Source organism: Sphingomonas ginsenosidivorax (assembly GCF_007995065.1).
In the GTDB taxonomy this organism is placed as follows: domain Bacteria; phylum Pseudomonadota; class Alphaproteobacteria; order Sphingomonadales; family Sphingomonadaceae; genus Sphingomonas; species Sphingomonas ginsenosidivorax.
Map to the genome: position 1 here is coordinate 2412410 of NZ_VOQR01000001.1, position 26000 is coordinate 2438409.

The 26000-nt window shown below is 69.4% G+C and carries 23 protein-coding genes; 12 read left to right on the top strand and 11 right to left on the bottom strand.

Going from position 1 to position 26000, the window contains the following annotated elements:
* Positions 1 to 155: 155 nt before the first annotated feature.
* Both FSB78_RS10800 and FSB78_RS10805 read right to left on the bottom strand, forming a co-directional pair.
* Positions 156 to 1748 carry a glycoside hydrolase family 43 protein gene (locus FSB78_RS10800; RefSeq protein WP_147082594.1) on the bottom strand — a complete coding sequence of 531 codons (1593 nt, stop codon included), beginning with the start codon at positions 1746 to 1748 and terminating at the stop codon, positions 156 to 158.
* Positions 1745 to 2986, bottom strand: coding sequence for an MFS transporter (locus tag FSB78_RS10805; RefSeq protein WP_242008199.1), 1242 nt, complete (start codon positions 2984 to 2986; stop codon positions 1745 to 1747). Before FSB78_RS10805 ends, FSB78_RS10800 begins: the two co-directional genes overlap by 4 nt.
* A gap of 191 nt (positions 2987 to 3177) precedes the next feature.
* Between FSB78_RS10805 and FSB78_RS10810 the strand changes: the two genes are divergently transcribed.
* Positions 3178 to 4272, top strand: a complete 1095-nt coding sequence (locus tag FSB78_RS10810; RefSeq protein ID WP_199743169.1) for a LacI family DNA-binding transcriptional regulator — start codon at positions 3178 to 3180, stop codon at positions 4270 to 4272.
* Positions 4273 to 4514: 242 nt separating this feature from the next.
* On the opposite strand, the gene FSB78_RS10815 is transcribed toward FSB78_RS10810, so the two are convergent.
* Entirely contained in the window at positions 4515 to 6047 is a 1533-nt protein-coding gene (locus FSB78_RS10815) for an alpha-N-arabinofuranosidase (RefSeq protein ID WP_147084145.1), read from the bottom strand.
* Between the two features lie 395 nt (positions 6048 to 6442).
* Between FSB78_RS10815 and FSB78_RS10820 the strand changes: the two genes are divergently transcribed.
* The 8 genes from FSB78_RS10820 (at position 6443) to FSB78_RS10855 (ending at position 16006) form a co-directional block, all read left to right on the top strand.
* The gene (locus FSB78_RS10820) at positions 6443 to 8086 is read left to right on the top strand and encodes a glycoside hydrolase family 43 protein (protein WP_147084146.1); all 1644 of its coding nucleotides are present in this window, start codon (positions 6443 to 6445) and stop codon (positions 8084 to 8086) included.
* Positions 8087 to 8168: 82 nt separating this feature from the next.
* Entirely contained in the window at positions 8169 to 9311 is a 1143-nt protein-coding gene (locus tag FSB78_RS10825) for a fumarylacetoacetate hydrolase family protein (RefSeq protein WP_147082598.1), read from the top strand.
* A complete protein-coding gene (xylB, locus tag FSB78_RS10830) occupies positions 9308 to 10096 on the top strand; it encodes a D-xylose 1-dehydrogenase (RefSeq protein WP_147082600.1) in 789 nt (262 codons plus the stop codon). Before FSB78_RS10825 ends, xylB (FSB78_RS10830) begins: the two co-directional genes overlap by 4 nt.
* 114 nt (positions 10097 to 10210) lie before the next feature.
* Positions 10211 to 11323 carry a glycoside hydrolase family 43 protein gene (locus FSB78_RS10835; protein ID WP_147082602.1) on the top strand — a complete coding sequence of 371 codons (1113 nt, stop codon included), beginning with the start codon at positions 10211 to 10213 and terminating at the stop codon, positions 11321 to 11323.
* Positions 11323 to 12768, top strand: a complete 1446-nt coding sequence (gene xylB / locus FSB78_RS10840; RefSeq protein WP_147082604.1) for a xylulokinase — start codon at positions 11323 to 11325, stop codon at positions 12766 to 12768. Before FSB78_RS10835 ends, xylB (FSB78_RS10840) begins: the two co-directional genes overlap by 1 nt.
* A 10-nt stretch (positions 12769 to 12778) precedes the next feature.
* Positions 12779 to 14086, top strand: a complete 1308-nt coding sequence (gene xylA / locus FSB78_RS10845) for a xylose isomerase (protein WP_147082606.1) — start codon at positions 12779 to 12781, stop codon at positions 14084 to 14086.
* A 103-nt stretch (positions 14087 to 14189) separates the two neighbouring features.
* Positions 14190 to 14966, top strand: coding sequence for a FadR/GntR family transcriptional regulator (locus tag FSB78_RS10850; protein WP_147082608.1), 777 nt, complete (start codon positions 14190 to 14192; stop codon positions 14964 to 14966).
* A 92-nt stretch (positions 14967 to 15058) separates the two neighbouring features.
* On the top strand, positions 15059 to 16006 hold the full coding sequence (locus FSB78_RS10855; RefSeq protein WP_147082611.1) for an alpha/beta hydrolase: 948 nt from the start codon (positions 15059 to 15061) through the stop codon (positions 16004 to 16006).
* Positions 16007 to 16020: 14 nt separating this feature from the next.
* Here FSB78_RS10855 and FSB78_RS10860 read toward each other — a convergent pair whose 3' ends face one another.
* Positions 16021 to 16908, bottom strand: coding sequence for an EamA family transporter (locus tag FSB78_RS10860; protein WP_242008200.1), 888 nt, complete (start codon positions 16906 to 16908; stop codon positions 16021 to 16023).
* A 5-nt stretch (positions 16909 to 16913) separates the two neighbouring features.
* On the bottom strand, positions 16914 to 17435 hold the full coding sequence (cobU, locus tag FSB78_RS10865; protein WP_147082613.1) for a bifunctional adenosylcobinamide kinase/adenosylcobinamide-phosphate guanylyltransferase: 522 nt from the start codon (positions 17433 to 17435) through the stop codon (positions 16914 to 16916).
* Between the two features lie 73 nt (positions 17436 to 17508).
* Between cobU and FSB78_RS10870 the strand changes: the two genes are divergently transcribed.
* Genes FSB78_RS10870 through FSB78_RS10880 form a run of 3 tightly spaced genes read left to right on the top strand, consistent with a single transcriptional unit; the run spans position 17509 to position 20841 of the window.
* The gene (locus tag FSB78_RS10870) at positions 17509 to 18474 is read left to right on the top strand and encodes an aminotransferase class I/II-fold pyridoxal phosphate-dependent enzyme (protein ID WP_147082615.1); all 966 of its coding nucleotides are present in this window, start codon (positions 17509 to 17511) and stop codon (positions 18472 to 18474) included.
* Positions 18467 to 19396, top strand: coding sequence for an adenosylcobinamide-phosphate synthase CbiB (gene cbiB / locus FSB78_RS10875; RefSeq protein WP_147082617.1), 930 nt, complete (start codon positions 18467 to 18469; stop codon positions 19394 to 19396). Before FSB78_RS10870 ends, cbiB begins: the two co-directional genes overlap by 8 nt.
* Positions 19384 to 20841 carry a cobyric acid synthase gene (locus FSB78_RS10880; protein ID WP_147082619.1) on the top strand — a complete coding sequence of 486 codons (1458 nt, stop codon included), beginning with the start codon at positions 19384 to 19386 and terminating at the stop codon, positions 20839 to 20841. The genes cbiB and FSB78_RS10880 overlap by 13 nt, the downstream gene beginning before the upstream one ends.
* Here FSB78_RS10880 and cobS read toward each other — a convergent pair.
* The 6 genes from cobS to FSB78_RS10910 are packed head-to-tail and all read right to left on the bottom strand — an operon-like array spanning position 20821 to position 25963.
* Positions 20821 to 21525: an adenosylcobinamide-GDP ribazoletransferase gene (cobS, locus tag FSB78_RS10885; protein ID WP_147082621.1), complete on the bottom strand. Its 705-nt coding sequence runs from the start codon at positions 21523 to 21525 to the stop codon at positions 20821 to 20823. The genes FSB78_RS10880 and cobS overlap by 21 nt on opposite strands.
* Positions 21522 to 22049, bottom strand: coding sequence for a histidine phosphatase family protein (locus tag FSB78_RS10890; RefSeq protein ID WP_147084148.1), 528 nt, complete (start codon positions 22047 to 22049; stop codon positions 21522 to 21524). The genes cobS and FSB78_RS10890 overlap by 4 nt, the downstream gene beginning before the upstream one ends.
* A gap of 23 nt (positions 22050 to 22072) precedes the next feature.
* Positions 22073 to 23086, bottom strand: a complete 1014-nt coding sequence (gene cobT / locus FSB78_RS10895) for a nicotinate-nucleotide--dimethylbenzimidazole phosphoribosyltransferase (RefSeq protein WP_147082623.1) — start codon at positions 23084 to 23086, stop codon at positions 22073 to 22075.
* Complete coding sequence (locus FSB78_RS10900; RefSeq protein WP_147082625.1) at positions 23083 to 23493, bottom strand: DUF1636 domain-containing protein; 411 nt, start codon at positions 23491 to 23493, stop codon at positions 23083 to 23085. The genes cobT and FSB78_RS10900 overlap by 4 nt, the downstream gene beginning before the upstream one ends.
* A complete protein-coding gene (locus tag FSB78_RS10905) occupies positions 23490 to 24005 on the bottom strand; it encodes a hypothetical protein (RefSeq protein ID WP_147082627.1) in 516 nt (171 codons plus the stop codon). Before FSB78_RS10905 ends, FSB78_RS10900 begins: the two co-directional genes overlap by 4 nt.
* Positions 24006 to 24016: 11 nt before the next feature.
* Complete coding sequence (locus FSB78_RS10910; RefSeq protein ID WP_147082628.1) at positions 24017 to 25963, bottom strand: TonB-dependent receptor plug domain-containing protein; 1947 nt, start codon at positions 25961 to 25963, stop codon at positions 24017 to 24019.
* Positions 25964 to 26000: the final 37 nt, after the last annotated feature.

Here is a 26000-nt window from a genome sequence, read left to right on the forward strand (position 1 = left end):
CGCTCGTGCGCGATGCGGTGATACGGGATCGATATCGCGGCGAGAATGCCCGGCGCAGCAGCGATCGGTCATGAAACACTCCCTGCTATCGTAATGATGCTGCGCCTCCGGCATCGAAATCACATCCTCCCCCGCCAGGGGGAGGATCCACCGGTTCAGCCCTGCTCGGCATAGTGGAAATAGGCAAAGTCCGCCGGGTGTCCCGCGCCCGAGAGGTCCTGGCACGCCATCCCGACGAACGCACCGGTGAAGTTGGGCAGCCCGGGCAGCGTCGCCTCGTCGGACAGGATGCTCGCATCGAACGTCTCGGGCAGCCAGCACCAGTCCGCGGCGTCGGCCAGGCGGTAGCCGAACCGCATCGCCTCGTGATCCACCGCGACGGTCAGCATGATCGGCCCCGCCGCGATCGGGATCGGATCCGACACCACGCTGCTGCCGTGCGCGCTCGGGATCGCGGACAGGACCTGGACCTGGCGCCGCCCGTCGTCGTCGGTCGTGACGTACAGATAGTGGAATTTCGTCGAGTTATAGTAGCAGACCAGCCCCGCCGCCTGCTGGAAATGCCGCGGTTCGAAGTCGAGCAGCGTCTCGGCGGTATAGCGGAACGCCTGTTGCCGCCGCGCGATCAGCGCCTGCGTGAAATGGCTCCCGATCGTCTCGCGACCATGGAGCCGCAAATGGCCGACACGCTCGGTCAGGCTGAACAGCTGCTCGGGATACGGCGTGCGCAACCACTGGAACGCCGCCGGCAACGCGCCGCCGTCGAACTCGCTGCGCTCGTCGATAAGCGCCGCGGCACCGCCGCCCCCATCCGGGTTCGCGGCACCGTCGAGCGTCCGCAACCAGCCATCCTCGCCCCAGCGCATCGGCTGGATCGCCGTCTCGCGCCCCAGCACGCAGCGATCGCACACCGGCAGCGGACGCCCGCACAGATACGCCATCCAGGTCTCGCCCGCCGGGGTGTCGACGAGGTCGCCATGCCCGGTGCGCTGCAACGGTGCGTCCGGCTTCCCCATCGCGGTCAGCACCGGCCCGTCGGGATGCGCCTCGTACGGCCCGAACAACGACCGCGACCGCGCCATTACGACGGCATGGTTGCGCTCGGTGCCGCCCTCCGCGACCAACAGATGATACCAGCCGTCGCGCTTGTAGAGATGCGGCCCCTCGGTGAACCCTAAAGCCGTCCCCTCGAAGATCTGCCGCCGTTCGCCGAGCAGCGCGCCGCTCGACAGGTCGATCTCCTGCACCACAATGCCCGCAAACCGCCCCCTGCCGGGCCGGTGATCCCACAGCATGTTGAGCAGCCAGCTGCGGCCGTCCTCGTCATGGAACAGCGCAGGGTCGAAACCGCTGCTGTTGAGGTGCACCGGGTCGGACCAGTCCCCTTCGATCCGGTCGCACCACACCCAGTAATTGTGGAAATCGCGCAGCGACGCGCCGCTGGCCCCGTCGACCGTGGTCTGGCCGTACCGCTTCACGTCGGAATAGATCAGGTGGAAGCGGCCGTCGGCGTAACTCAGATCGGGCGCCCACACGCCGCAGGAATCGGGATTGCCGCGCATGTCGAGCTGGCTCGCGCGGTTGAGCGGGCGCCCGACGAACGTCCAGTCCACCAGGTCGCGCGAGCGGTGGATCTGCACGCCGGGATACCATTCGAAGGTCGAGGTCGCGACGTAATAGTCCTCGCCGACGCGGACGATCGACGGGTCGGGGTTGAACCCGCGCAGGATGGGATTGCGGAACGTCATGCAGGCTTTCGTATCAGGGTCCAGAGGATCGCGGCGCCGACCAGGTCGAGCAGCCCGAGCAGGACGAAGAAGGGTTGGTAGCCGACCGTCGCGACGAGCGATCCGAGCACGAGCGTGAAGATCAGCACGCCCAGATTGGCGGCGGTCCCCGACACGCCGGTGGCGGTCGCGACCTGATCCTGCGGGAACATGTCGGACGCCATCGTGATGACGGTGACCGACAGCGTCTGGTGCGCGAAGCCGCCGACGCAGAGCAGGGCGATCGCCGCGACCGGATTGGTCACGGTGCCGACGAACATCATGGCCATCATCAGGACGGCGCCGACCGTGAACGCCCAGCGTCGCGCGTCGATCAACCCGACGCCGCGCCGCTGTAGCCACGCCACCACCGCAGGGCCGAACAGGCACCCCAGATCGGCGGCGAGGAACGGCAGCCACGCGAACAGCGCGATCTGCTTGAGGTCGAAATGCCGGACCTGCACCAGGTACAGCGGCATCCACAGCGACAGCATCCCCCAGACCGGATCGGCCAGGAACCGCGCCGCGGCGATCGCCCACAGGTTGCGCCGCCGCAGCAGGTCGCGCAGCGGCGGCCGTACCCGCCTGGTCGCGAGCGCCGCTTCCTGCCCGCCGACGATATGCGCATGCTCGGCCGCCGACAGCCGCCGGTGCCGTGCGGGCGGCGCGTACCAGGCGAGCCACGCGATCACCCAGACGAGCCCCAGCCCGCCCGCGACGAAGAACGCCGCGCGCCAGCTGTGATTGAACACCGCCCACGCGACCAGAGGCGGCGCGAACACCGCACCGAACGACGCGCCGATCTGGTAGATCCCGCCCGCAACGCCGCGCTCGCGCGCCGGGAACCACTCAGCGACCAGCTTCATGCCCGCAGGCTGCGCCGATCCCTCGACTAGCCCCAGCGCACCGCGCAAGCCCGCAAACCCAAGCCATCCGCTGGCAAGGCCGTGCCCCATCGTGATCAGCGACCACAGGGTCACGAACAGCGTGAACCCGATCTTCAACCCGATGCTGTCGAGCAGATACCCCGCGACCGGCTGGAACATGATCCCGATCTGGAACGCGCCGGTGATCCACGAATATTGCTGCGCCGAGATGTGCTGTTCGGCCATTATCGCGGGCGCCGCCACCCCCAGCACGCTGCGCGCCAGATAGTTGATCACCATCGCCACGACGAACAGGCCGATGATGGTCCAGCGGATATGCCGAAAGCGCTGCACTAGGGTTCCCGGTAACGTTATCATCAATTGGTACGCCGAATTGGGGCGTCGGGGCAACTGTCTTACCGCCCCTGCCCGCGCGACCGGCCGTTCGCCGGTTCGTCCGCGCGCGATCCGGCGTTGCATCGGTGCGACAAAGCTCTACGTCGCTAAGGGGGTACCGGCTCGGTTTCGTCGGTGGGAGGATCGGTGTGAAGGAACGCGCGCGGCGCCTACGCAGTCCGACGATCATCGACGTCGCAGCCAGGGCCGGCGTGTCGCCGATGACGGTGTCGCGGGTCATCAACGATCGCCCCGGAGTCGATCCCGCCACGCGCGCCGGCGTACAGCAGGCGATCGTCGAACTCGGCTACACGCCCAACCTCGCCGCGCGAAGCCTCGTCACCTCGGCCGAGCTGAAGATCGGCGTCGTCTATTCCAATCCCAGCGCCGCGTTCATGAGCGACTTCCTGACAGGCGTGTTCGAGGAAGCGTCGGTCCGGGGCGCGCGGCTGGTGCTGCTGAAGGGCGAGGACGGTCACCCACCCTCGCAGTCCGCGCTGGAGGATCTGGTGCGCTCCGGCATATCCGGGCTGATCTGCGCACCGCCGCTCAGCGAATCCCCCGCCGTGCTCAAGGTGCTCCACATGGCGCGCGTGCCGGTCGCCGCGGTCGGGGCCCACGGCGTCGAGGGCGCGATCTGCGTCCGGATCGACGACCGGCTCGCGGCGTACGAGATGACGCGCGAACTGATCGCCCTGGGCCATCGCCGGCTGGGCTTCGTCGTCGGCAACCCGGGCCAGGTCGCCAGCCTGCAGCGGCTCGATGGCTTCCAGGCGGCGGTACGCGAGCACGCCGGCGTGACGACGACGATCGCGCAGGGTGATTTCAGCTTCGCCTCGGGGCTGGCCGCGGGCGACGCGCTGCTCCAGGCCGATCCGCGCCCGACCGCGATCTTCGCGAGCAACGACGACATGGCGGCCGCGATCGTCTCGGTGGCGCATCGCCGTCACCTCGACGTACCCGCCGAACTGACCGTGGTCGGGTTCGACGATACCACCGCCGCAGTCACGCTGTGGCCGCCGCTGACCACCGTCCACCAACCGGTTCGCCGGCTCGCCGCGGAGGCGCTTGGCCTGCTCGTCGCGGAGATCGGGGCGCCGCCGCGAAAGGCTGGCGAGCGAATAGACCAGGTCCTCGACCATGCGATCGTCCAGCGCCAATCGACCGCGCCACCGGGTACGATCGATCCCGATCGGCAGTCGCATGCGGCCCGACCTTCGATGAATACGCCGCCGGGAGACTAGTCGGCACGTTCGAGCCACCCGTCGCCCCATAATCGCGAGCCCCGACCATATCGCCGGGGTCGATCCGCCGTCAGATGGCGGCGCGGTGCCCAAGCCCCCAACCGACCATCTGTCGCTCGATCGCCGCCTGGCCCAAAACGCGCGGGTCCGGCGACCAACCGCGCCAAGGCGACCGGGGCGGCGCCGATGCCGATCGCCCGCCCTGTGGCAAGCTGATAGGCGTCGGACCGCCCGCCACTCGCTCAGCGCACGTCGAGCACCAGCACCGACTTCGCCGGCAGCGTGACCGTCAGCGTACCGCCCGCCACCTGCGCGGCCGTGAAGGGCTGCGGCGCTACCACGTCGGGCGCGTCGAAGCTGTTGTGCGCGTCCATCGCCGTCCCGGTGATGATCCGGCCGCTCGCCTGCGTCGCCTGGAGCCCCGCGAGCGACACCGTCACCGGCATCGCGCGGTTGGGGTCGAGGTTGACGAGAGCGACATGCACCTGCCCCGCGGTATCGCGCACCGCCGATGCGCTGACCGCGGGCACCGCCACCTCGTCCTTGTGATACCAGGGCGAAGTGAGCTCGATCGGCAGCGAGGTCGCGCCCTGCCAGGGCTTGTACAGGTCGTACACCCAATAGGTCGGGGTCTTCACCATCTTCGCGCCGTCGGTCAGGAGCATCGCCTGCAGCACGTTCACCATCTGCGCGATCGCCGCCATCTTCACGCGGTCGGCGTGATGCGCGAAGATGTTGATGTTGAGCCCGGCGACCACCGCGTCGCGCAGCGAGTTCTGCTGCTCGAGAAAGCCGGGGTTGGTCCCCGGGGTCGGATCGTACCACGTGCCCCATTCGTCGACCGCCAGCATCACGCGCTTGGCCGGATCATATTTGTCCATGATCGCCGAATGCCTGGTGAGGAAGGTTTCCATCTGCAGCGTGTGCGACATCGTCGTCGCCCATTCGCGCTCGGGGAAGCCCAAGGCGGCGCCCTTGTCGCTCCACTTCTTGTCGCGCGGGCGAGTGTAGTAATGCAGCGCCAGCCCGTCGATGTTCTTGCCCGCGATGCGCATCATCGCGTCGGTCCAGTCATAGTTCGAATCGCTCGGGCCGCTCGCGATCTTGAGCATCTTGCCGTTGGCCGCCTTGGCGAACTGCGCGTAGCGGTTGGTCATGTCCGCCGCGAATTCGGCGCGCATGTTGCCGCCGCAGCCCCACAGCTCGTTGCCGATGCCGAGATACTGCAGCTTCCACGGCGCGGCATGGCCGTTGCGTTCGCGCTCCTTGGCGAGCACCGTCGTGCCCTGCGCCGCGGTCATGTACTCGACCCATTGTGCCGTCTCGGCGGGCTCGGCGCTGCCGACGTTCGCCGAGACGTAGGTGGCCGCACCCAGCCGCTCCATCAGCCCCATATATTCGTGCGTGCCGAAGCTGTTGTCCTCGTTGACGCCGCCCCAGTTGGTGTTGACCTTGGTCGGCCGCGACTTGGTCGCGCCAATGCCGTCGCGCCAGTGATATTCGTCGGCGAAACAGCCGCCGGGCCAGCGCACCATCGGCACGTTCACGGCCTTGAGCGCGGCAATCACGTCGCTGCGATAGCCGCCATCGTTCGGGATGCGCGATCCCTTGCCGACCCAGATCCCGCCATAGATTCCGTGGCCGAGATGCTCGGCGAACTGGCCGAACACGTCGCGGTGGATCACCGGTCCGGGGGTATCCGCATGGAGCGTCGCCGCGACCGTGGGCGCGGCCTCCTGCGCGCGTGCCGGCATGGTGACGACGCTCGCCAGCATCAGCGGTACGAACAGGGCGCGCAGGCCCCTGGCGGATTTCGGCTGTCTGGTGCGGTCGCTCACGGTCATGCTCTCCCTGTCGGCCGCCTGCCGGCGCACCCGTTTCTCACGTTCTTGTAGGAGTAGTTAAAACGCAGCATCCGTCAACTGGCGGAATGGCGGACGGCAGGCAGATGGAGCGTTGATACCGCTATAGCGCCCGACAATCGGGCAACGGTACCGGCAAAATGGGAGCGCGACTACGGAGGTGCTGGCGCATGCGAATGTTAGCGCTATAACAATGGTCGCAACCGGTCGAGCAAGGCCGCGGGACGATACCGGAAAGGATGACGATGGCGGCCAGATCCGCAGTCCGCGAGAGCGCGCCGCAACGCACCGTCGCTCGGACAAGTGCGATGCGGATCGCCGCGCTGGCGCTGGCCGTCGTCGGCATAGGGTCCACAGCATCGGCGAGCGAACCGCCGCGCTTCAGTGAGTTCCGCTATGACGGCCATGCGCAGGAACGGGTGAAGACCGGCCCCGGCCAGTACCGCAACCCTATCCTGTCGGGCTATTATCCCGACCCGTCGGTGACGCGCGTCGGCGACGACTATTACCTCGTCCTGTCGTCGTTCGCGCATTTCCCCGGGCTGCCGGTCTTCCGGTCGAAGGACCTGGTGAACTGGACGCAGATCGGCAACGCGATCGATCGGCCGGAACAGCTCGACTTCACCGGCATGCGCACGTCGCAAGCGGTGTTCGCGCCCGACATCTCGTTCCACGACGGCGTCTTCTACATCGTCAACACCTGCGTCGAATGCCGCGGCAATTTCGTGATCACCGCGAAGGACCCGGCGGGGCCCTGGTCGAACCCGATCTGGCTGCCGTTCGAGGGGATCGACCCGTCGATCTACTGGGAGGGCGACAAGGCCTATATCGTCAACAACCGCGCCCCCGCCGAACCACCGCGCTACGACGGCCACCGCGCGATCTGGATCCAGGAATATGACTGGCGCGCAGGCAAGATGGTCGGCGAGAGCACGCAGTTGATCAACGGCGGCGTCGACCTGTCAAAGAAGCCGGTCTGGATCGAAGGCCCGCACATTGTCCGCAAGGACGGCTATTACTACCTCACCGCGGCCGAAGGCGGGACCAGCGTCAACCATTCGCAGGTCGTGCTGCGATCGAGGGACCTGCGCGGGCCCTATGTCCCCTATGCCGGCAACCCGATCATGACGCAGCGCGACCTCGACCCCGCGCGGCCGAACCCGATCACCTCGTCGGGCCATGCCAAGCTGGTGCAGACGCAGACCGGCGACTGGTACGCGACCTTCCTCGCGGTGCGGCCCTATGAGGGCGACTCTTACAATATCGGCCGCGAGACCTTCCTGCTGCCGGTGACATGGAAGGACGGCTGGCCGATCATCCTGCCCAATGGCCAGGCGATCCCGTTCGTCGCCGCCAAGCCGCGGCTGCCCGTGGGCACGCCCGGTCCGATCCCGACCAGCGGCGAGTTCGGCTATGTCGACGGCTTCGACGGCGCCAAGCTCGGCCTGCAATGGGTCGGCATCCGCACCCCCAAGGCGCCCTTCTACCGGCTCGATCGCGGCGACCTCGTGATGGGGCGCGGCACGCGGCTTGGCGACCTGTCGGGCGCGCCGGCCTTTGTAGGTCGCCGCCAGCAGCATGCGGTCGCGACGATGTCGACCACCGTCCGCTTCACGCCCGACCGCGACGGCGACCGCGCCGGCCTCGCCGCGGTGCAGAGCGATGCGAACTATGCGTTCTTCGGCATTACCCGGATCGGCGGCACGCCCGTCGTCGCGCTCTACCTGTCCGACAAGGGCCAGGAGCGGCTGGTCGCCTCCGCGCCGATGCCCGCCGGCCCGGTCACGCTGACGATCCGCGTCGTCGGTGCCTCGATGGCGTTCGACTATGCCGGCGCGACCGGCACGCGCACGCTCGCCAAGGATGTCGACGCGCGCGTCCTCAGCACGAAGACTGCGGGCGGGTTCGTCGGCACGCTGGTCGGCCCCTATGCATGGACCGAGACGCCATGACTCGCGGCCATCTATCTTCCCCCGCCGCCGACCAGTCGTTAGCGGTACCGTCCACGCTCTTTCGGAACATGGAGTACGCCTTGTGTCCCTGACCTTCGACCCCGCCGACGCACTCGGCAGCGAGTGGCGCGCCGGCCGTTGGCTCGGCCGCATCGATCGCGGTGACGGCCCCTCGCCCGTGCTCGTGGTCGACGGCATCGTCCACGACATGGTCCGCGTCGCCCCCACCGTCGCCGAGCTCGTCGCGCAAGGCGCGTTCGATCCCGCGCAGGGCGAAGCGATCGGCGCGCTCGATGCGATCGGCCTGTCGGTCGACGGCGACGTCCGGCTGCTCAGCCCGATCGACCTGCAATGCGTCAAGGCATCGGGCGTCACCTTCGCGGTGTCGGCGATGGAGCGCGTGATCGAGGAACAGGCGCGCGGCGACGCCAGCGCCGCCGCCGACGTCCGCGCCCGGCTGGAAGGCCGCATCGGCGGCAGCATGCGCGCCGTCGTCCCCGGATCGCCCGAGGCCGCCGCGCTGAAACAGGCGCTGATCGACGAGGGGCTCTGGTCGCAATATCTCGAGGTCGCGATCGGACCCGACGCGGAGATCTTCACCAAGTCGCCCGTACTCTCGACCGTCGGTTGGGGCGCCGAGGTCGGCATCCGGTCGGACTCGAGCTGGAACAACCCCGAGCCCGAGGTCGTGCTGCTGGTTGATCCTGCAGGCCGCGCGGTCGGTGCGACTCTCGGCAACGACGTCAATCTGCGCGATTTCGAGGGGCGCTCGGCGCTGCTGCTCGGCAAGGCGAAGGACAACAATGCGTCCTGTTCGCTCGGCGCGTTCGTCCGGCTGTTCGACGACGACTTCACGATGGACGACGTCCGCGGGGCGGAGATCTCGCTGCGGATCGAGGGCACCGACGGCTACACGCTCGACGGCGCCAGCTCGATGAACCAGATCAGCCGCGATCCCGAGGAACTGGTCCGCCAGTCGCTCAGCGAGCATCACTATCCCGACGGCTTCGTCCTGTTCCTCGGCACGCTGTTCGCCCCGACGCAGGACCGCGACGTCCCCGGCCAGGGCTTCACGCACAAGGTCGGCGACACGGTCGCGATCGCCACGCCCCGGCTCGGACGCCTCGTCAACGCCGTGACCACGTCGAAGGCCGCAGCCCCCTGGACGTTCGGCCTGAGCGCGCTGATCCGCAACCTCGCCGCGCGCGGCCTGTTGTCCGCATGACCTTGATACCGGAGACCCAAGTGACCGACACCCGCGCGCGCTACCCGTCCCTGCGCGACAAGCGCGTGATCGTCAGCGGCGGCGGGTCGGGAATCGGCGCGGGCCTGGTCGAGGCGTTCGCGCGCCAGGGCGCCAGGGTCGCGTTCGTCGACGTCGCCGCAGACGCGAGCCATGCGCTGATCGAAACGCTCGTTGGCGTCGCACACACGCCCGTTTTCCGCCCGCTCGACCTGACCGATCTCGACGCGCTGTCCCGGGTGTTCGCCGAGCTGCAAGCCGAACTCGGCGGCTGCGACGTGCTGATCAACAACGCCGCCAACGACGACCGCCACACCGTCGACGAGGTCACGCCTACCTATTGGGACGAGCGGATGAACGTCAATCTGCGCCACCAGTTCTTCGCGGCACAGGCGGTGATCCCCGCAATGAAGGCGGCGGGCGGCGGATCGATCCTCAATTTCGGGTCGATCAGCTGGCATCTCGGCCTCCCCGAACTGATCCTGTACCAAACCGCCAAGGCCGCGATCGAAGGCCTGACGCGCAGCCTCGCGCGCGATCTCGGACGCGACAATATCCGCGTCAACGCGATCATCCCCGGCAACGTGAAGACGCCGCGCCAGGAGAAATGGTACACCCCCGAGGGCGAGGCCGAGATCGTTGCCGCGCAATGCCTGGACGGCCGTATCCTCCCCGCCGACATCGCCGCGCTCGCGCTGTTCCTGGCGTCGGACGACGCGCGGATGTGCACCGCGCACAATTACTGGATGGATGCCGGCTGGCGTTGAATCGGTAACGCGCGGGCCGCTTGCTAGATGATCGCAGGCTTTCTATGGTAGCGCTATCCGGCGCATTGCTGCGTCACAGCCTCGTCAGAAGGCGACATTAGGAAGGACCCGCAGATGCGCTTTACCCTTGCCCTCACGCTGGCCGGCGCGGCGATCACCGCCTCGGGCACGATCGCGATCGCGCAGCATTCGGCACCCGCGTCGAAGGAACCGCGCAGCCCCGAAGGCAAGCGCTATCTGTCGCAACCTTTGGTCACCAGCATCTACACGGCCGACCCCTCCGCGCACGTCTTCAACGGCAAGATCTACGTCTACCCGAGCCACGACATCGACGTGAAGATCGCCGACGACGATCTCGGCAACCAATATGCGATGCGCGACTACCGCGTGCTGAGCATGGACCGCATCGGCGGGCCGGTGACGGTCAACCCCGTCGCGCTCGACGTGAAGGACGTGCCCTGGGCGTCGCAGCAGATGTGGGCCCCCGACGCGGCCTACAAGAACGGCACCTACTTCCTCTACTTCCCGGTCCGCGACAAACAGCTCGACAAGAACGGCCTCGGCACGTTCCGCATCGGCGTCGCCACCTCGAAGAGCCCGACCGGCCCGTTCAAGGCCGATCCGAAACCGATCGCCGGCAGCTATTCGATGGACCCGGCGGTGTTCACCGACGCAGACGGCAAGAGCTACATGTATTTCGGCGGCATCTGGGGCGGCCAGCTGCAGCGCTGGGCAACGGGCACGTTCGACCCCAACGGCTCCGACACCGATCTCGGCAAGGACGACCAGCCCGCGCTGTCGGGGAAGATCGCGCGACTGAACCCCGACATGAAGAGCTTCGCCGAGGCCCCACGCGACGTCCAGATCCTCGACGAGGCCGGCAAGCCCGTGCTCGGCGGCGACCATGAGAAGCGCTTCTTCGAGGCGTCGTGGGTCTTCACGCGCGGCGGCAAATATTACTACACCTACTCGACCGGCGACACGCACTTCCTCAACTACGCGACCGGCGACAACCCCTACGGGCCGTTCACCTACAAGGGCCATATCCTCAAGCCCGTACAGGGCTGGACCAGCCACCATTCGATCATCGAATGGAACAAGAAATGGTGGCTGTTCTACGCGGACACGCAGCTGAGCAACAAGAACCACCTGCGCAACGTCAAGGTCACCGAGCTGAAGTTCGCGGCCGACGGCTCGATCCCGACCATCGATCCGTTCGTCAACTGATGTTCCTCGGAATCGATATCGGCACGTCGGGCGTCAAGGCCGTGGTGCTCGACCAGGCCGGCAGCGTCGTCGGCCAGGGCACCGCCGCGCTGACCGTCCAGCGCCCCCACCCGCTCTGGTCCGAACAGGATCCCGATGCGTGGTGGCGCGCGACCACCGCCGCGGTGCAGGCGATCGACCCCGCGGTCCGCCGCTCGGTCCGCGGCGTCGGGCTGGCCGGGCAGATGCACGGCGCGACCCTGCTCGACGCCGACGACCGCCCGCTGCGCCCCGCGATCCTGTGGAACGACGGCCGCAGCTTCGCCGAATGCGAAGCAATGGAGCGCGCGGTGCCGACCCTGCGCACGATCGCGGGTAACATCGCGATGCCCGGCTTCACCGCGCCGAAACTGATCTGGGTGCGCGACCATGAGCCGGAGGTCTTCGCCAGGATCGCCACCGTGCTGCTGCCCAAGGACTATGTCCGGCTGCTGATGACCGGCGACAAGGCATCAGACCTGTCCGACAGCGCCGGCACGCTGTGGCTCGACGTCGCCGCCCGCAGCTGGAGCGACGAGCTGCTGGCGGCCTGCGGGCTGACGCAGGCGCAGATGCCGGTGCTCTACGAAGGCTCGCAGATCACCGGCACGCTGAGCGCCGAGGTCGCCGAGCTATGGGGCATGCCGCAAGTCCCCGTCGCGGCGGGCGGCGGCGACAATGCCGCGGGTGCGGTCGGCGTCGGCGTCGTCGCGGACGGCGACGCGCTGCTGTCGCTCGGCACCTCGGGCGTGATCTTCGTCGCGACCAGGGAGTTCCGCCCCAACGCCGACAGCGCGGTCCACGCCTTCTGCCACGCGCTGCCCGGCATGTGGCACCAGATGTCGGTCCACCTCTCGGCCGCGTCGTGCATCGACTGGGTCGCGCGGATCACCGGCGCGAGCGGCCCCGCCGAACTGTTCGCGCGCGCCGAAGCCGCCGGCCCCGCGAGCGGCCCCGAACTCTTCCTCCCCTACCTCTCGGGCGAGCGCACCCCGCACAACGATGCCGAGGTCCGCGGCGCGTTCCTCCGCCTCGACAACGACACCGACGCCGGCCGCCTGTCGCAGGCAGTGCTCGAAGGCGTCGCGTTCGCGCTCGCCGACGGCGTCGACGTGCTGCGCGAAGCCGGTACCACGATCGATCGGCTCGCGGTGATCGGCGGCGGCGCGCGGTCGCGTTACTGGGGCGAGACGCTCGCCGCGGCGATGGAAGTGGAACTCGTCTACCTCCAGGGTGGCGAGGTCGGCCCCGCGCTCGGCGCTGCCCGCCTCGCGCAGCTTGCGGTCGACGGCGGCGACCCCGCCACCGTGTGCGTCGCGCCGCCCGTCTCGCACCGCATCGCCCCCGATCCCGCGCTCGTCTCGGCGCTCGCCGAGAAGAAGGCCGCGTTTCGCCAAGCCTATCCCCGCATCACCCCCAAAGCCTAGGAAGCCCCCAATGTCCGACTTCTTCGCCGATATCCCCCAGATCAAATACGAAGGCCCCGACAGCAGCAACGAGCTGGCCTATCGCTATTACGACAAGACCAAGGTCGTGCTCGGCAAGACGATGGAGGAGCATCTGCGCTTTGCCGCGTGCTTCTGGCACACCTTCTGCTGGCCCGGCTCGGACGTGTTCGGCGGTGGGACGTTCAACCGCCCCTGGCATGCCGGCGCCAACGACAGCGCTGCCGCGGCGCAGAAGCGCGAGGTCGCGTTCGAGTTCTTCCAGAAGCTCGACATCCCCTATTACTGCTTTCACGACGTCGACGTGATGGCCGACGCCGCCAACGTGGCCGAGCATCGCCGCTTCTTCGCCGAGGCCGTCGACCATCTCGAGCAGCTCCAGGCCGCAACCGGCCGGAAGCTCCTCTGGGGCACCGCCAACGCGTTCAGCCACCCGCGCTACGCCGCCGGCGCGTCGACCAATCCCGATCCCGAAGTGTTCGCCTTCGCCGCGATGCAGGTCCGCGACGCGCTCGAGGCGACGCATCGCCTGGGCGGCCAGAACTACGTGCTGTGGGGCGGTCGCGAAGGCTATGAGACTCTGCTCAACACCGACATGAAGCGCGAGCTCGACAATTTCGGCCGCTTCCTCAGCCTGGTCGTCGAGCACAAGCACAAGATCGGCTTTACCGGCACGATCCTGATCGAACCCAAGCCGCACGAGCCGACCAAGCACCAGTACGACTTCGACACCGCGACCGTGTACGGTTTCCTCAAGCGCTACGGCCTCGAGAACGACGTGCGCGTCAACATCGAGGCGAACCACGCGACGTTGTCGGGCCACACCTTCGAACACGAGATCGCCACTGCGAATGCACTGGGCATCTTCGGTTCGATCGACGCCAACCGCGGCGACCCGCAAAATGGGTGGGACACCGACCAGTTCCCCAACTCGGTCGAGGAACTGACGCTCGCGATGATCGAGATCCTGCGCGGGGGCGGCTTCACCACCGGCGGGTTCAACTTCGACGCCAAGGTGCGGCGCCAGAGCGTCGACGCAGCCGACCTGTTCTACGGCCATGTCGGCGGCATCGACGTCGTCGCCAAGGGGCTGCTCGCCGCCGCCGCGATCATCGAGGACGGCCGCGTCGATGCGATCAAGGCCAAGCGCTATGCCGGCTGGGACGGCGATTTCGGCGGTACGATCGGCGGGCTCGACTTGGCCGGCATCGCCGACCTGGCGGTCGAGCGCGGCATCGATCCGCAGCCGGTCTCGGGCCAGCAGGAGCGGATCGAGAATCTCATCAACCGCTTCCTCTGACCGACCGCGGGTGTCGCGACCCCCAACCGGGTCGCGACGCCTGCCGATCTTTGTCGTTCCACGAACATCGCGCGACTGTTACGCCTGATGTCGGGAGCCCATCATGACAAAGCCGACCGCCGACCCGACTGACGCCCTGAGCGATGCCCCAAGCGACGGGGCGCCGGCACCTCGGGTACCGCGCGGGACCGGTCGGCGGCTCCACGGCGCGATCGCCAACAAGCTGGGCACAGCGATCCTGTCGGGCGAATACAAGCCCGGCGACATCCTGTCCGGCGAAGTCGCCTTCTCCGAAGCGCTCGACGTCTCGCGCAGCGCCTACCGCGAGGCGGTACAGGTCCTGACCGCCAAGGGCCTGGTCGAAAGCCGTCCCAAGACCGGCACCCGCGTGCTGCCGCGCAATCGCTGGAACCTGCTCGACCCCGACGTGCTCGCCTGGGCGTTCGGCGGCGAACCCGACATCGCGCTCGTCCGCGGGCTGTTCGAACTGCGCGCGATCGTCGAACCCGCCGCAGCCGCGCTCGCCGCAGAACGCCGCGACCGCGCCGACCTGACGACCATGAAGGAGGCGCTCGCGGCGATGCGCCGCCATACGCTCGCGACCGAAGCGGGACGCGCTGCCGACCGCGAGTTCCACGACGCCGTCCTGAGCGCGACGCGCAACGATGCGCTGGTGGTGCTCAGCGCGAGCATCGGCGCCGCGGTGAACTGGACGACGCAGTTCAAGCAGCGCGCCAAGGTCCTCCCGCGCAACCCCATCCCCGACCATGTCCGCGTCTACGACGCCATCGCGGCCGGCGATCCGCTCGCCGCGAACACCGCGATGCGCGCACTGGTCGATCTGGCGTTCGACGACACGCAGCTTGCGATGGCGCGCTAAGCCCACCATCGCCGCTCGACGGCAACCCATTGCGCGGTGGTAGCGCTAACTATAGTTCTCCTCAAACAACGATAAAACAGGGGAGAGCGATAATGATTCGCACGATGGGGATGACGCAGGTCCGCCGGCGTTTCGGCCGCGCTCTGCTGCGGCTTGTGGGATGCGCGCTGACCCTCGGGACCGTGACGCCGGCGACCGCACAGACCGACAAGATGACCGCGATAGCGATCCCGGCTCAGTCCGCCGCGATCGTGCTTGGTACCGGTCCGCTGCCGAACGCCGCTGCCCCCGAGAGCTGGCACAGCCAATATGGCAGCGTCTTTGCCCGCAACGTCGTGGTCGCGACGCTCACGCCCTTCCTCCCCGATCCGGCCAGGGCGAACGGCACCGCGGTGGTCGTGGCGCCGGGCGGCGGGTTCCAGACGCTGTCGATGGAGAATGAAGGCTGGGACGTCGCGCGCGCGCTCGCCGCCAGGGGCGTCGCCGCGTTCGTGCTGAAATACCGCCTCAACCAAACGCCTGCGGACCTCGCGACGTTCGCCCGCCCGCGCGCCGGCCCGCCGATGCCGCGCCCGACACCCGAAGCGATGATGGCGAACCTCGCGCCCCAGATCGCCGACGCGCGCGCGGCGTTCGCGCTGATCCGCACGCGTGCCGGCGAATGGCATGTCGACCCTGCCCGCATCGGCATGGTCGGCTTCTCCGCCGGTGCGATGCTGACGATGGCGACGACCGTGAACGGGCAGGACGCCAGGCCCGCCTTCATCGGCAACATCTACGGCCCGCTGTCGGCGATGACCGTTCCCGCCGACGCGCCGCCGATGTTCGTCGCGCTGGCCGCCGACGATCCGCTGTTCGGCAATGCCGGCTACGGCCTGATCGACAGCTGGCGCGCCGCGAAGCGCCCGGTCGAGTTCCACCTGTTCGAACAGGGCGGCCACGGCTTCGGCATGTACCCCAAGGCGACGACCAGCACCGGCTGGTTCGAGGCGTTCGCGCGCTGGATGGACATGCACGGCTGGCTCAGGCGCCCGCGCTGACCGCGGCGCCCGTATCAGGCGGGCATCGCCTCCGGCGGGTCGGTCCGCGGCCGGGACAGGACCGACCCGATCGTCGCCGCAACGACGCAGCCCATCCCGATCCATTGCAGCCCGCCCAGCCGCTCGCCGAGGATCGCGAACGCCGCCGCCGCGCCGATCGCCGGCTCCAGGCTGACGACGATCCCGAACACCTGGTTCGGCATCCGCTTCATCGCGAACATCTCGAGCGAATAGGGCAATGCGCTGCAGAAGATCGCCACGACGAACCCCGCCAGCAGCACGTGCGCGTCGAGCAGGGCAGCCCCCGCCTGCGCGATCCCCGCCGGCACCGCGATCAGCGACGCCGTACACAGTCCCAGGCAGACGATCTGCCTCTCGGGCACGCGCGCCGTCGCACGCTTGCCGACTATGATGTACAGCGCCCAGAACAGCGCCGCGGTCAGCGCGAAGCCGACCCCCACCGGATCGACCGGATGCCCCGACGCCCCCGGCAGCACCAGCGCGACGATCCCCGCGGCGGCGAGCGCCACCCAGACCAGGTCGAACCGCGATCGCGAATAGGCGACCGCGACGCCCAGCGGCCCGAGAAACTCGATCGCGATCGCGACACCCAACGGCAGCCGCGCCAGCGCGGCGTAGAAGCTGAGGTTCATGCAGGCGAGCACGACGCCGTACCCGATCACGACGCGTGCCTGCCCCGCGTCGAGCCGCCACCGCCAGGGCCGCTGCACCGCGATCAGCAGCAGCGCCGACAACCCGATCCGCAGCGCGGTCATCCCCGCCGGTCCCGCGACCCCGAACAGCGTCTTGGCGAACGACGTACCCACGCACAGCGAGATCATCGACAGCACCAACGCCGCAAACGGCCCGACCACGCTCGCAGTGCCGCTACGGTCCGGCACGCCGCTCACTTCAACCTCAGCGGCAACCCGGCCGCGACCAGGTCGACCCGGTCGACGACCGCCGCCACTCGCTGGTTAAGGATCCCCGCGACATCGCGAAACCGCCGCGCCAGTGCATTGTCGGGGACGATCCCGTAGCCGACCTCATTCGACACGAAGACGATCCGCGCGGACGCCGCGTCGATCGCCGCCACCAGCGCATCGGTCGCCGCGTCGATGTCGTGATCGCCGAGCAGCAGGTTCGACACCCACAAGGTCAGGCAGTCGACCAGCATCACCCGGTCCGCACCATCCGCCGTCCGGATCGCCTCCGCGAGCGCCAGCGGCGCCTCGACCGTCTGCCAGCGCGAATCGCGGTCGTCCCGGTGCCGCGCGATCCGGTCGCGCATCTCGCCATCGAACGCCTGCGCGGTCGCGATGAAGACGTGCATGCCTACGAAGGCCTCGGCAAGCCGCTGCGCATGCCGGCTCTTCCCCGATCGCGCGCCGCCCAGCACCAGCCAGGTGCGAGAACCGACCTCGTCCATTGTGTCTTTACCCTTGTCCCGCCGCCGTCGATTGGCGATGGCGGCGAATGATCGACAAGTCGAGGTCCCCCGGATGCTGACCACCCATGGCGGGCGGATCGACCTGGCCGCGGCGTCCTACCGGCACGCGCCGCAGCCCTGGATCGATCTGTCGACCGGGATCAATCCGAACGGCTGGGACGCGAGCGGCGTCGCGATCGACTGGAGCCCCCTGCCCGCCGTCACCGCACTCGCCGCACTGGAGGCCGCCGCACGCACCGCGTTCGGGATGTCGCACGGCGCGGTCGCGGCGCTGCCGGGCACCGAGATCGGCCTCCGCCTGCTCCGCGACCTCGGCCTCCCCCAGCCGGCGCACCACGTCGTGCCGACCTATTCGACGCACGCCGCCGCACTCCCAGACAGCCAGCCGATCGCGGTCGAGGCCATCGGCACCGCCGGCACGCTGCTGATCGCCAACCCGAACAACCCCGATGGGCGAATCCTGCCGCCCGACCAACTGCTCGCGATCGCCCGCGACCGGCGCGACGGCTGGCTGATCGTCGACGAAGCCTTCGCCGATATCGACCCGGCGATCTCGGTCCTGCCACATCTGCGCGAGGACGACCGCGTGCTGGCCTTCCGCTCCTTCGGCAAGTTCTTCGGCCTCGCTGGGCTCCGGCTCGGGTTCGTCTGCGGCCCCGACGCGATGGTCGCGCGGGTTCGCGACCGGCTAGGCAGCTGGCCCGTCTCGGCCGCCGCGATCGCGATCGGGACGGCCGCGTACGGCGACACGGACTGGATCGCCGCGACGCGCAGGACTCTCGCGGCATCGGCGAACCGGCTCGACGCGCTGCTCCGCACCAACGGCCTCGCCCCCCAAGGCGATTGCCCGCTGTTCCGCCTCGTCGATCACGACACAGCGCCCGCGCTGTTCGACCGCCTCGCCGCCGCGGGCATCCTGACGCGGCCGTTCGACCATGATCCGCGCTGGCTCCGCATCGGTCTCCCCGGTGACGAGCCCGCCTGGACACGCCTGGCCGAGGCGCTGCGTCATGGCTGACCCCGTCGCGCTGCTCGCGCTCGCGATCGACGCGACGATCGGCTGGCCGCCCAAACTCTACGCGCGCATCGGCCATCCCGTCGGCGCCTTTGCGCGGATCATCGGCTGGTGCGAGCGTGGCAATAGCGGGTCCGACGTCCGCCGCCGCATCCTCGGCACGCTGACGCTGCTGACCGTCGCCGGCTTCGCCTTCGGCATCGCCTGGCTAGCCCAAGCCGCTCTGGCCACCTGGCTCGGGTCCTGGGCCTGGATCGGCATCGGCATCCTCGCCGCCCCCGGCCTCGCGCAGCGCAGCCTCGACGCGCATGTCCGCCCCGTCGCAGACGCGCTGCTCGTCGGCGACATCGCCGGCGCGCGCCGCGCGGTCGGCATGATCGTCGGCCGCGACACCGCCACGCTCAACGAAGCCGGCATCGCCCGCGCCGGGATCGAAAGCCTCGCCGAGAGCTTCTGCGACGGCATTGCCGCGCCCCTGTTCTGGCTGCTCGTCCTCGGCCTCCCCGGTCTCTGGGCGTACAAGGCGATCAACACCGCCGACAGCCTGATCGGCCACCGAGAGCCACGCTGGCGCGCGTTCGGCTGGGCGTCCGCGCGCACCGACGACGTCGCCAACTGGATCCCCGCCCGCCTCGCCGGCGCGATCGTCTGCCTCGCCGGCGCCGGCGGCTTCCGCATCATGTGGCGCGACGCCCGGAAACACGCCTCGCCAAACGCCGGCTGGACCGAAGCCGCGATGGCCGGCGCGCTCGATCTGAAGCTCGCCGGCCCTATCGCCTATGACGGCATGGCGCACATAAAGCCGTGGCTGGGCGACGGCCGCGCCGGCGCCAACGGCCATGACGTGATGCGCGCGCTCGCGGTGTTTCGCAGGGCCTGCCTGATCCTGTGGATCATCGCCGGAGGAATCGCATGGGTGCTGTGATGTTGCAGGGCACCGGCTCGGACGTCGGCAAGTCGGTGCTGGTCGCCGGGCTCTGCCGAGTCTTCGCCAATCGCGGCCTGCGCGTTCGGCCCTTCAAGTCGCAGAACATGTCGAACAACGCCGCCGTCACCGCCGATGGCGGCGAGATCGGCCGCGCGCAGGCGACGCAGGCCTTCGCCGCGCGCGTCGAGCCCAGCGTCGACATGAACCCCGTCCTCCTGAAGCCACAGGGCGACCGCAGCTCGCAACTGATCGTGCGCGGACAGGTCCGCGGCATCCTGCCGTCGTCACGCTGGCGCGAAGGCCGCGAAGGGCTGCTGGTCGACATCCTCGCCAGCTATCGTCGGCTGCGCGCCGAATCCGACATCGTCGTCGTCGAAGGCGCCGGCAGCCCCGCCGAGATCAACCTGCGCCAGGGCGACATCGCCAACATGGGCTTCGCGCGCGCCGCCGGCGTCCCCGTCATCCTGGTCGGCGACATCGACCGCGGCGGCGTGATCGCCTCGCTGGTCGGCACGCGCGCGGTGATCGACCCCGCCGACGCCGCGATGATCCACGGCTTCCTCGTCAACAAGTTCCGCGGCGACCCCGCGCTGTTCGACGACGGCTATCGCGCGATCGAGGACCGCTCGGGCTGGCGCGGCTACGGCGTCGTCCCCTGGCTCGCCGACGCCGCGCGACTGCCGAGCGAGGATGCGGTGATCCTCGAACGCCGCGCCGCCGCGACCGAGGGCCGCGTGACGATCGCCTGCCCGATCACCCCGCGCATCTCCAATTTCGACGATCTCGATCCGCTGAAGCTCGAACCCGGTATCGACCTCGTCATGGTCCCCCCCGGCACCCCGATCCCCGACGCCGCGCTGATCATCCTCGCCGGCTCGAAGGCGACGATTCCCGACATGGCCTTCCTCCGCGCGCAAGGCTGGGACATCGATATCCACGCGCACCACCGCCGCGGACGCCCGGTGCTCGGCCTGTGCGGCGGCTATCAGATGCTCGGCCGCACCATCGCGGACCCGGAAGGCATCGAAGGACCCGCCGGCACGATCGATGGCCTCGGCTTGCTCGACGTCGATACCGTCCTGACCGCGGACAAGGCGCTCGTCCACGTCACCGGTACCGCGCTCGGCGCGCGGTTCGACGGCTACGAGATGCACATGGGCCGGACCACCGGCCTCGCCACGACGCGCCCGGTCGGCCGCTTCGACGACGGCCGCGAAGATGGCGCGACGAGTGCCGACGGGCTGATTGCCGGGAGCTACGTCCACGGCCTGCTCGCCGACGCCGGCCAGCGCCGCGCCTGGCTCGCCCGGATCGGCGTAGCGGGCACAGGCCCCGACCACCGCGCCTCGATCGACGCCGCGCTCGACGCGATCGCAGAGACGCTCGAACGCCATGTCGACATCGACGCGCTGCTCGCGCTGTCAGAAACCGCCGACGACTAGCGCGAGCAGCAACCCGGTCTCGACGAGTTCGATCCCCGCGCCGTGGCAGTCCCCCGACACCCCGCCGATCCGCGCCTTTAACCACCACCACCATCCGGCGACCAGCACCAGCGCGACGGCCAGCGGCGGAACGACCGCGGCGGCGACTGCCAGCACCAGCGCCCAACCGACAACGTCGCGCAGGCGAACCGCGCCCGCCACCGCAGACCCTAGCCCCTCGCGCAGCGGCGGCACCCACCGCGCCCAGACCAGCGGCCCGATCCGGGCTGCGAATGGCACCAGGATCACCGGCCACCAATTCGCCACGCCGTGCAACAGCACCAGTTTTGCCAGCAGCTGCACCACGATCGCGACGACCCCGAAGCTCCCGACATGCGGATCCGCCATCACCGCCAGCAACCGGGTCCGGTCGCCATGCGCCGCGCCGCAGCCATCGGCGAGGTCGGACAATCCGTCGAGATGCAACGCCCCCGTCACCGCCACCCAGGCGGCCAGCGCCGCCAGCGCCCCGACCCAGGGATCGGCCAGCGTCCCCGCCCAACCCGCGAGCGCGACAAGTCCCCCGATCGTCAGCCCGACCATCGGATACCACCGGATCGCCGCCGCGAAGTCTGTCATGTCGGCGGCAACGCGCGGGATCGGCAACCGGGTCAGGAACCCGAACGCGACGACCAGCCGCTTCACCACAGTCCCGCAATCTGCGCGGTCGGCGTCGGGCCCGGCCAGACCTTCAGCGCCAGAACCGATGCATAGGGCAGGTCGAACGCCCATAATTCCCGCTGCCCAAACCCGCACAGCCCCGCCAGCGCCGCGCGCATCGCACCGCCATGCGTGACGACCAGCGTCGGCACCGTCACCGCCGCCACCGCCGCCGCCACCCGCGCGGTCAGCGAAGACCAGCGTTCGCCCCCGGGCGGCGGGTTCGCATCGGGATCGTCCCAGAACCGCCCGAGCGGCGCGGCATCAATTTCCGCCGCCGCGAGCCCGTCCCACTCGCCGAAATCGAGCTCACGCCACCGCGGATCGATCGTCGCTGCCCCGCCTAACGCCGCCGCACAGGCCGACGCGCGCACCAGATCCGACGACACCACCGCCGACACCTCCAGCCCTTCGGCCTGCGCCACGCACGCCGCAATGCCCGCTTCGGTCGCCGGGCTGTCGGTCCGCCCGAGCAGCCGCCCGGTCAGCACCGGCGCGCCGTGCCGCATCAGATACAGCGCGACCGGATCGCTCACGCCGCCGACACCCCGGCTTCGGCAAAGGTCGCCATCTCGGCATGCACCGCGACCGCCGCGCGGATCACGCCGACCGCCAGCGCCGCGCCGCTCCCCTCGCCGAGCCGCATGTCGAGCGCCAGCAGCGGCTCCAGCGCGATCCGATCGAGCAGCCGCTTATGCCCCGGCTCGACCGACCGATGCCCGGCGATGCAATGCGCGACGATATCGGGCGCCGAAGCCGCCAGCGGCGCGACCGCCGAACAGCAGATGAACCCGTCGAGCACCACCACCACGCCCGCCATCCGCGCCGCCAGCACCGCCCCCGCGATCGCCACGATCTCGCGCCCGCCGACGCGCCGCAGCGTCTCGAACGCCGTCACCGGTGCCCCGTCATGCGTCGCCAGTGCCGCATCAACCGCCGCCACTTTCCGCATCAACCCGTCATCGTCGACCCCCGTCCCGCGCCCGACCCAGTCGCGCCCGTCGCCCCCGAAACTGCGCGCGCACAGCGCCGCCGCAGCGGTCGAATTACCGATCCCCATTTCGCCGAGCACGAGCAGGTCGAGCCCGGAATCGACCACCGCCGCCCCCGCCTTTAACGCCGCAAGGCAGTCCGCCTCCGACATCGCCGGCCCTTCGGTGAAGTCCGCAGTCGCGCGGTCCAGATCGATCGGAATAACGACGAGCTCGAGCCCCGCCGCCCGCGCCACCGCGTTGATCGCCGCGCCGCCCGCCTCGAAATTGCCCACCATCTGCGCGGTCACCGATGCCGGGAACGCGCTGACGCCGCGCGCGACGACGCCGTGATTGCCAGCGAACACCGCCGCGCGCGCCCGGTCGACCCGCGGCACCGCGCGCCCCTGCCACCCGGCGAGGAACCCCGCGATCTCCTCCAGCCGACCCAGCGATCCCTGCGGCTTGGTCAGCTGGTTCTGTCGCGCGACCGCTGCGGCCCTCGCATGCGCGTCCGCACTCGGCAGGCTGGCCAGCGCGGTCTCGAACGCCGCCACCGTCGCGAAGATCGTCATTCGACGACGAAGCCCTGCGGTGGCGTGCGGGTGATGAAATGCCCCTTCACCCCCGCCGGCCATTGCTTGAACGGCACCTGCCCCATCTCGCTCTCCGCATAGAGCCGCGCATACTCCAGGATCGCGCGCGCGGCGTCCTCGCCCGGCGAGAACCGGCCGAGGACATAGCCGACCTTGCCCGCACCGCGCAGGTGCACGGTGCAGAAGTCCTGGCACGCGAACAGGCACGGCATCTCCTGCACCGCGACGCGGGCATAGGCATCGTCGCTCGCCTGCACCGCACGCAACGCCTCGACCATCCGCGCCCCGCCGCGCACGCCCTGCGCATCGTCGCGCGCCTCGGCGGAGAAGCGGCACGTGTTGCATGCGACGACCGCCGGGCCATCGGTGACCGGGAGCAGCGTCATGCGAACACCCGCCGTCGCGGCGCGGGCACGCCGACCGCGGTCAGGACGTGATACAGCGCCAGTAACCCGATCAGGATCGCCCCGTTGCGCACGAACTGCCGCGTCATGATCTCGACCGACAATGCGGTGCCGACCCCGCCGAGCGCGAGCGACGCGAGCAAGATCGCCAGCTTGAACGCCACGAACGCCGCGACATAGGCGAGGACGAGCCGCACCGCCGGACTCCCCGTGGCGGCCGCGCTTGCCGCGATCACGCCGGCGATTGCGGCAACCCCGATCGACGCCCCCCACGCGAACGTCGACGCATCCATCGGATAGCCGAGCACGCAGAACCCGACCGCCTGGCTCGCGACCCACGCCGCGATCATCAGCAGCACGCCGTCGCTGCGCCGCATATGCACCGCTGCCAGCGCCGCAAGCGCGGGGAACGGCGTCGCACATGCGAACACCAACGTCGTCGCGGTGCTCGCGATCGTCAGCAACAGGATCCAGCTGGTTGTTGCGCGTGTCATGCTGCCCCCCATCAGAACCGCCCCCGCAGGCCGGCATAGATACTGCGGCCCAGCGTGCCGTAGCGGTACGCGGTCTGGTAATGCTCGTCGAAGAGGTTCTCGGTCCGCGCGAACAGCCGGACCTCGGGCGACAGCGGCAGCTCGGCGCGAAGGTCGACCAGCGTATAGTCGTCGAGCCGCGTCGTGTTCGCCGCATTGTCGTACGTCATCCCCGACCAGCGCACCGCCGCGCCCAGCGATGCCCCGCCCGGCAGCGTATAGGTCGCCGACGCATTGGCCGCATGCCGAGGCCTGCGCGGCAGCCAGTTGCCGAAGGTCGCGCCCGTCGAGCGATCCTCCGACACCGTCCAGCTATAGTTGGACTCGAGGCTCACCCGCCCGATCTCCGCGCGACCGACTGCTTCGATCCCGCGTGCGAACGCGCGCGCGATATTCTGGTAGAAACCCGAGCGTGCCGTCGTTGTCCCCGGCTGGAAACAGAGCGGGTTCGCCGCCACCGTCGGCCGCGCCGGGCAGCTCGAAAAGATGATCTGATCGGTCGTGCGTCGCTCGAAATATGTCCCGCCCAGCGCGACCTTGCCGCCCAGGAACCGCTGCTCGGCGCCCGCTTCCCAGCCATGCGCCTGTTCGGGCGCCAGCGCCTGGTTCCCATATTCGGAATAGAGCTGGTACAGGGTCGGCGCCTTGAACCCCTCGCTGTAGTTGCCGCGCAGCACGGTGCCGGTCGGCAGCACCCAGACGCCACCGCCGGAGACCAGCGTCTTCGACCCGTAGCGGCTGTGATCGTCGTTGCGGACGCCACCGGTCAGCGTCAGCCCCTGGACGATCTCGCCGCTCACCTGCCCGTAGACGCCGGTGATCTCGGCCTTCCCCCGCGCCGGCGCCGGGATCGGCACCGCGAGCGAGGCGGACGGCGACACGCTGCGGAAGCGCGACCGCTCGTTCTCGACCCCGAACGTCGCGTCCCAGCCCCTGGCGATCGCGAAACTGCCCTGATATTCGAGCCGCTGGTTGCGCCCCGCGGCGTCGAACGACTTCTGCCGTGCGCGCGCCGGCCCGTAATTGTCGCGGTCGGTGTCGGTATAGCCATAGGCGACGCGGTTGCGCAGTCGTGCGTCGAACAGGTCGATGTTCAATCCCGCATAGCCGACGAACTCGCGGTTGAGCGTGTAGTCGGCGGTGTCCGCGATGGTCGAATCGAGATCGGCGCGCCCGCTCGAATAATAGCCGCGGACATCGGCGCTGATGCCCTGCGCGATGTCGAGCACCGCGCGCCCCGTCACGCTGCGGTTGGTATAGCCGTCCTTCTCGCGTCCGCCGAACGCCGGCGCGATCACCGAGATGCCGTCGGTCGTGAAGCTCTGCCCGCCGATCCGCCACGCCAGCGGCCCGGTCCGCCCGCCGATCCCGGCACGCGCGCTGACCGTCTGCCGCGACCCCGATTCGACATCGAAACTGCCCTCCAGGTCGCGCGTCGGCAGCGGCGTGACGATGTTGACGACGCCGCCGATCGCCTGGCTGCCCCACAGGATCGACTGGGGCCCGCGCAGCACCTCGATCCGGCTAGCATCGCCGACCAGCAGGTTGGCGAAGTTGTAGCCACCACCCGCCGACGACGGGTCGTTGAGCTTCACGCCGTCGATCACCACCACGGTCTGGTCGGTCTCCGCGCCGCGGATCCGCAGGCTCGTGTTGGTGCCGTAGCCGCCGTTGCGCGACAGGCTGACGCCCGGGGTGCGCAACAGCAGGTCGGCGACGGTCAGATCCTGGTTGCGGTCGATCGCAGCCTTGTCGAGCACCGTCACCGATGCGGCAACACGGTCGATACTGGTCGGCGCGCGCGTTGCGGTCACGACGATCGCGTCGGCGCCGCTGTCGGCGGCAGCGTCGGGCTTCGGCGCCTCTTGCGCGAACGCGGAGGTGGATAGGAACAGGCTGGCGAGTATAAATGTCTTCACGGGTACCCCTTCATGACTTCGGGACCCGAGCCACGAA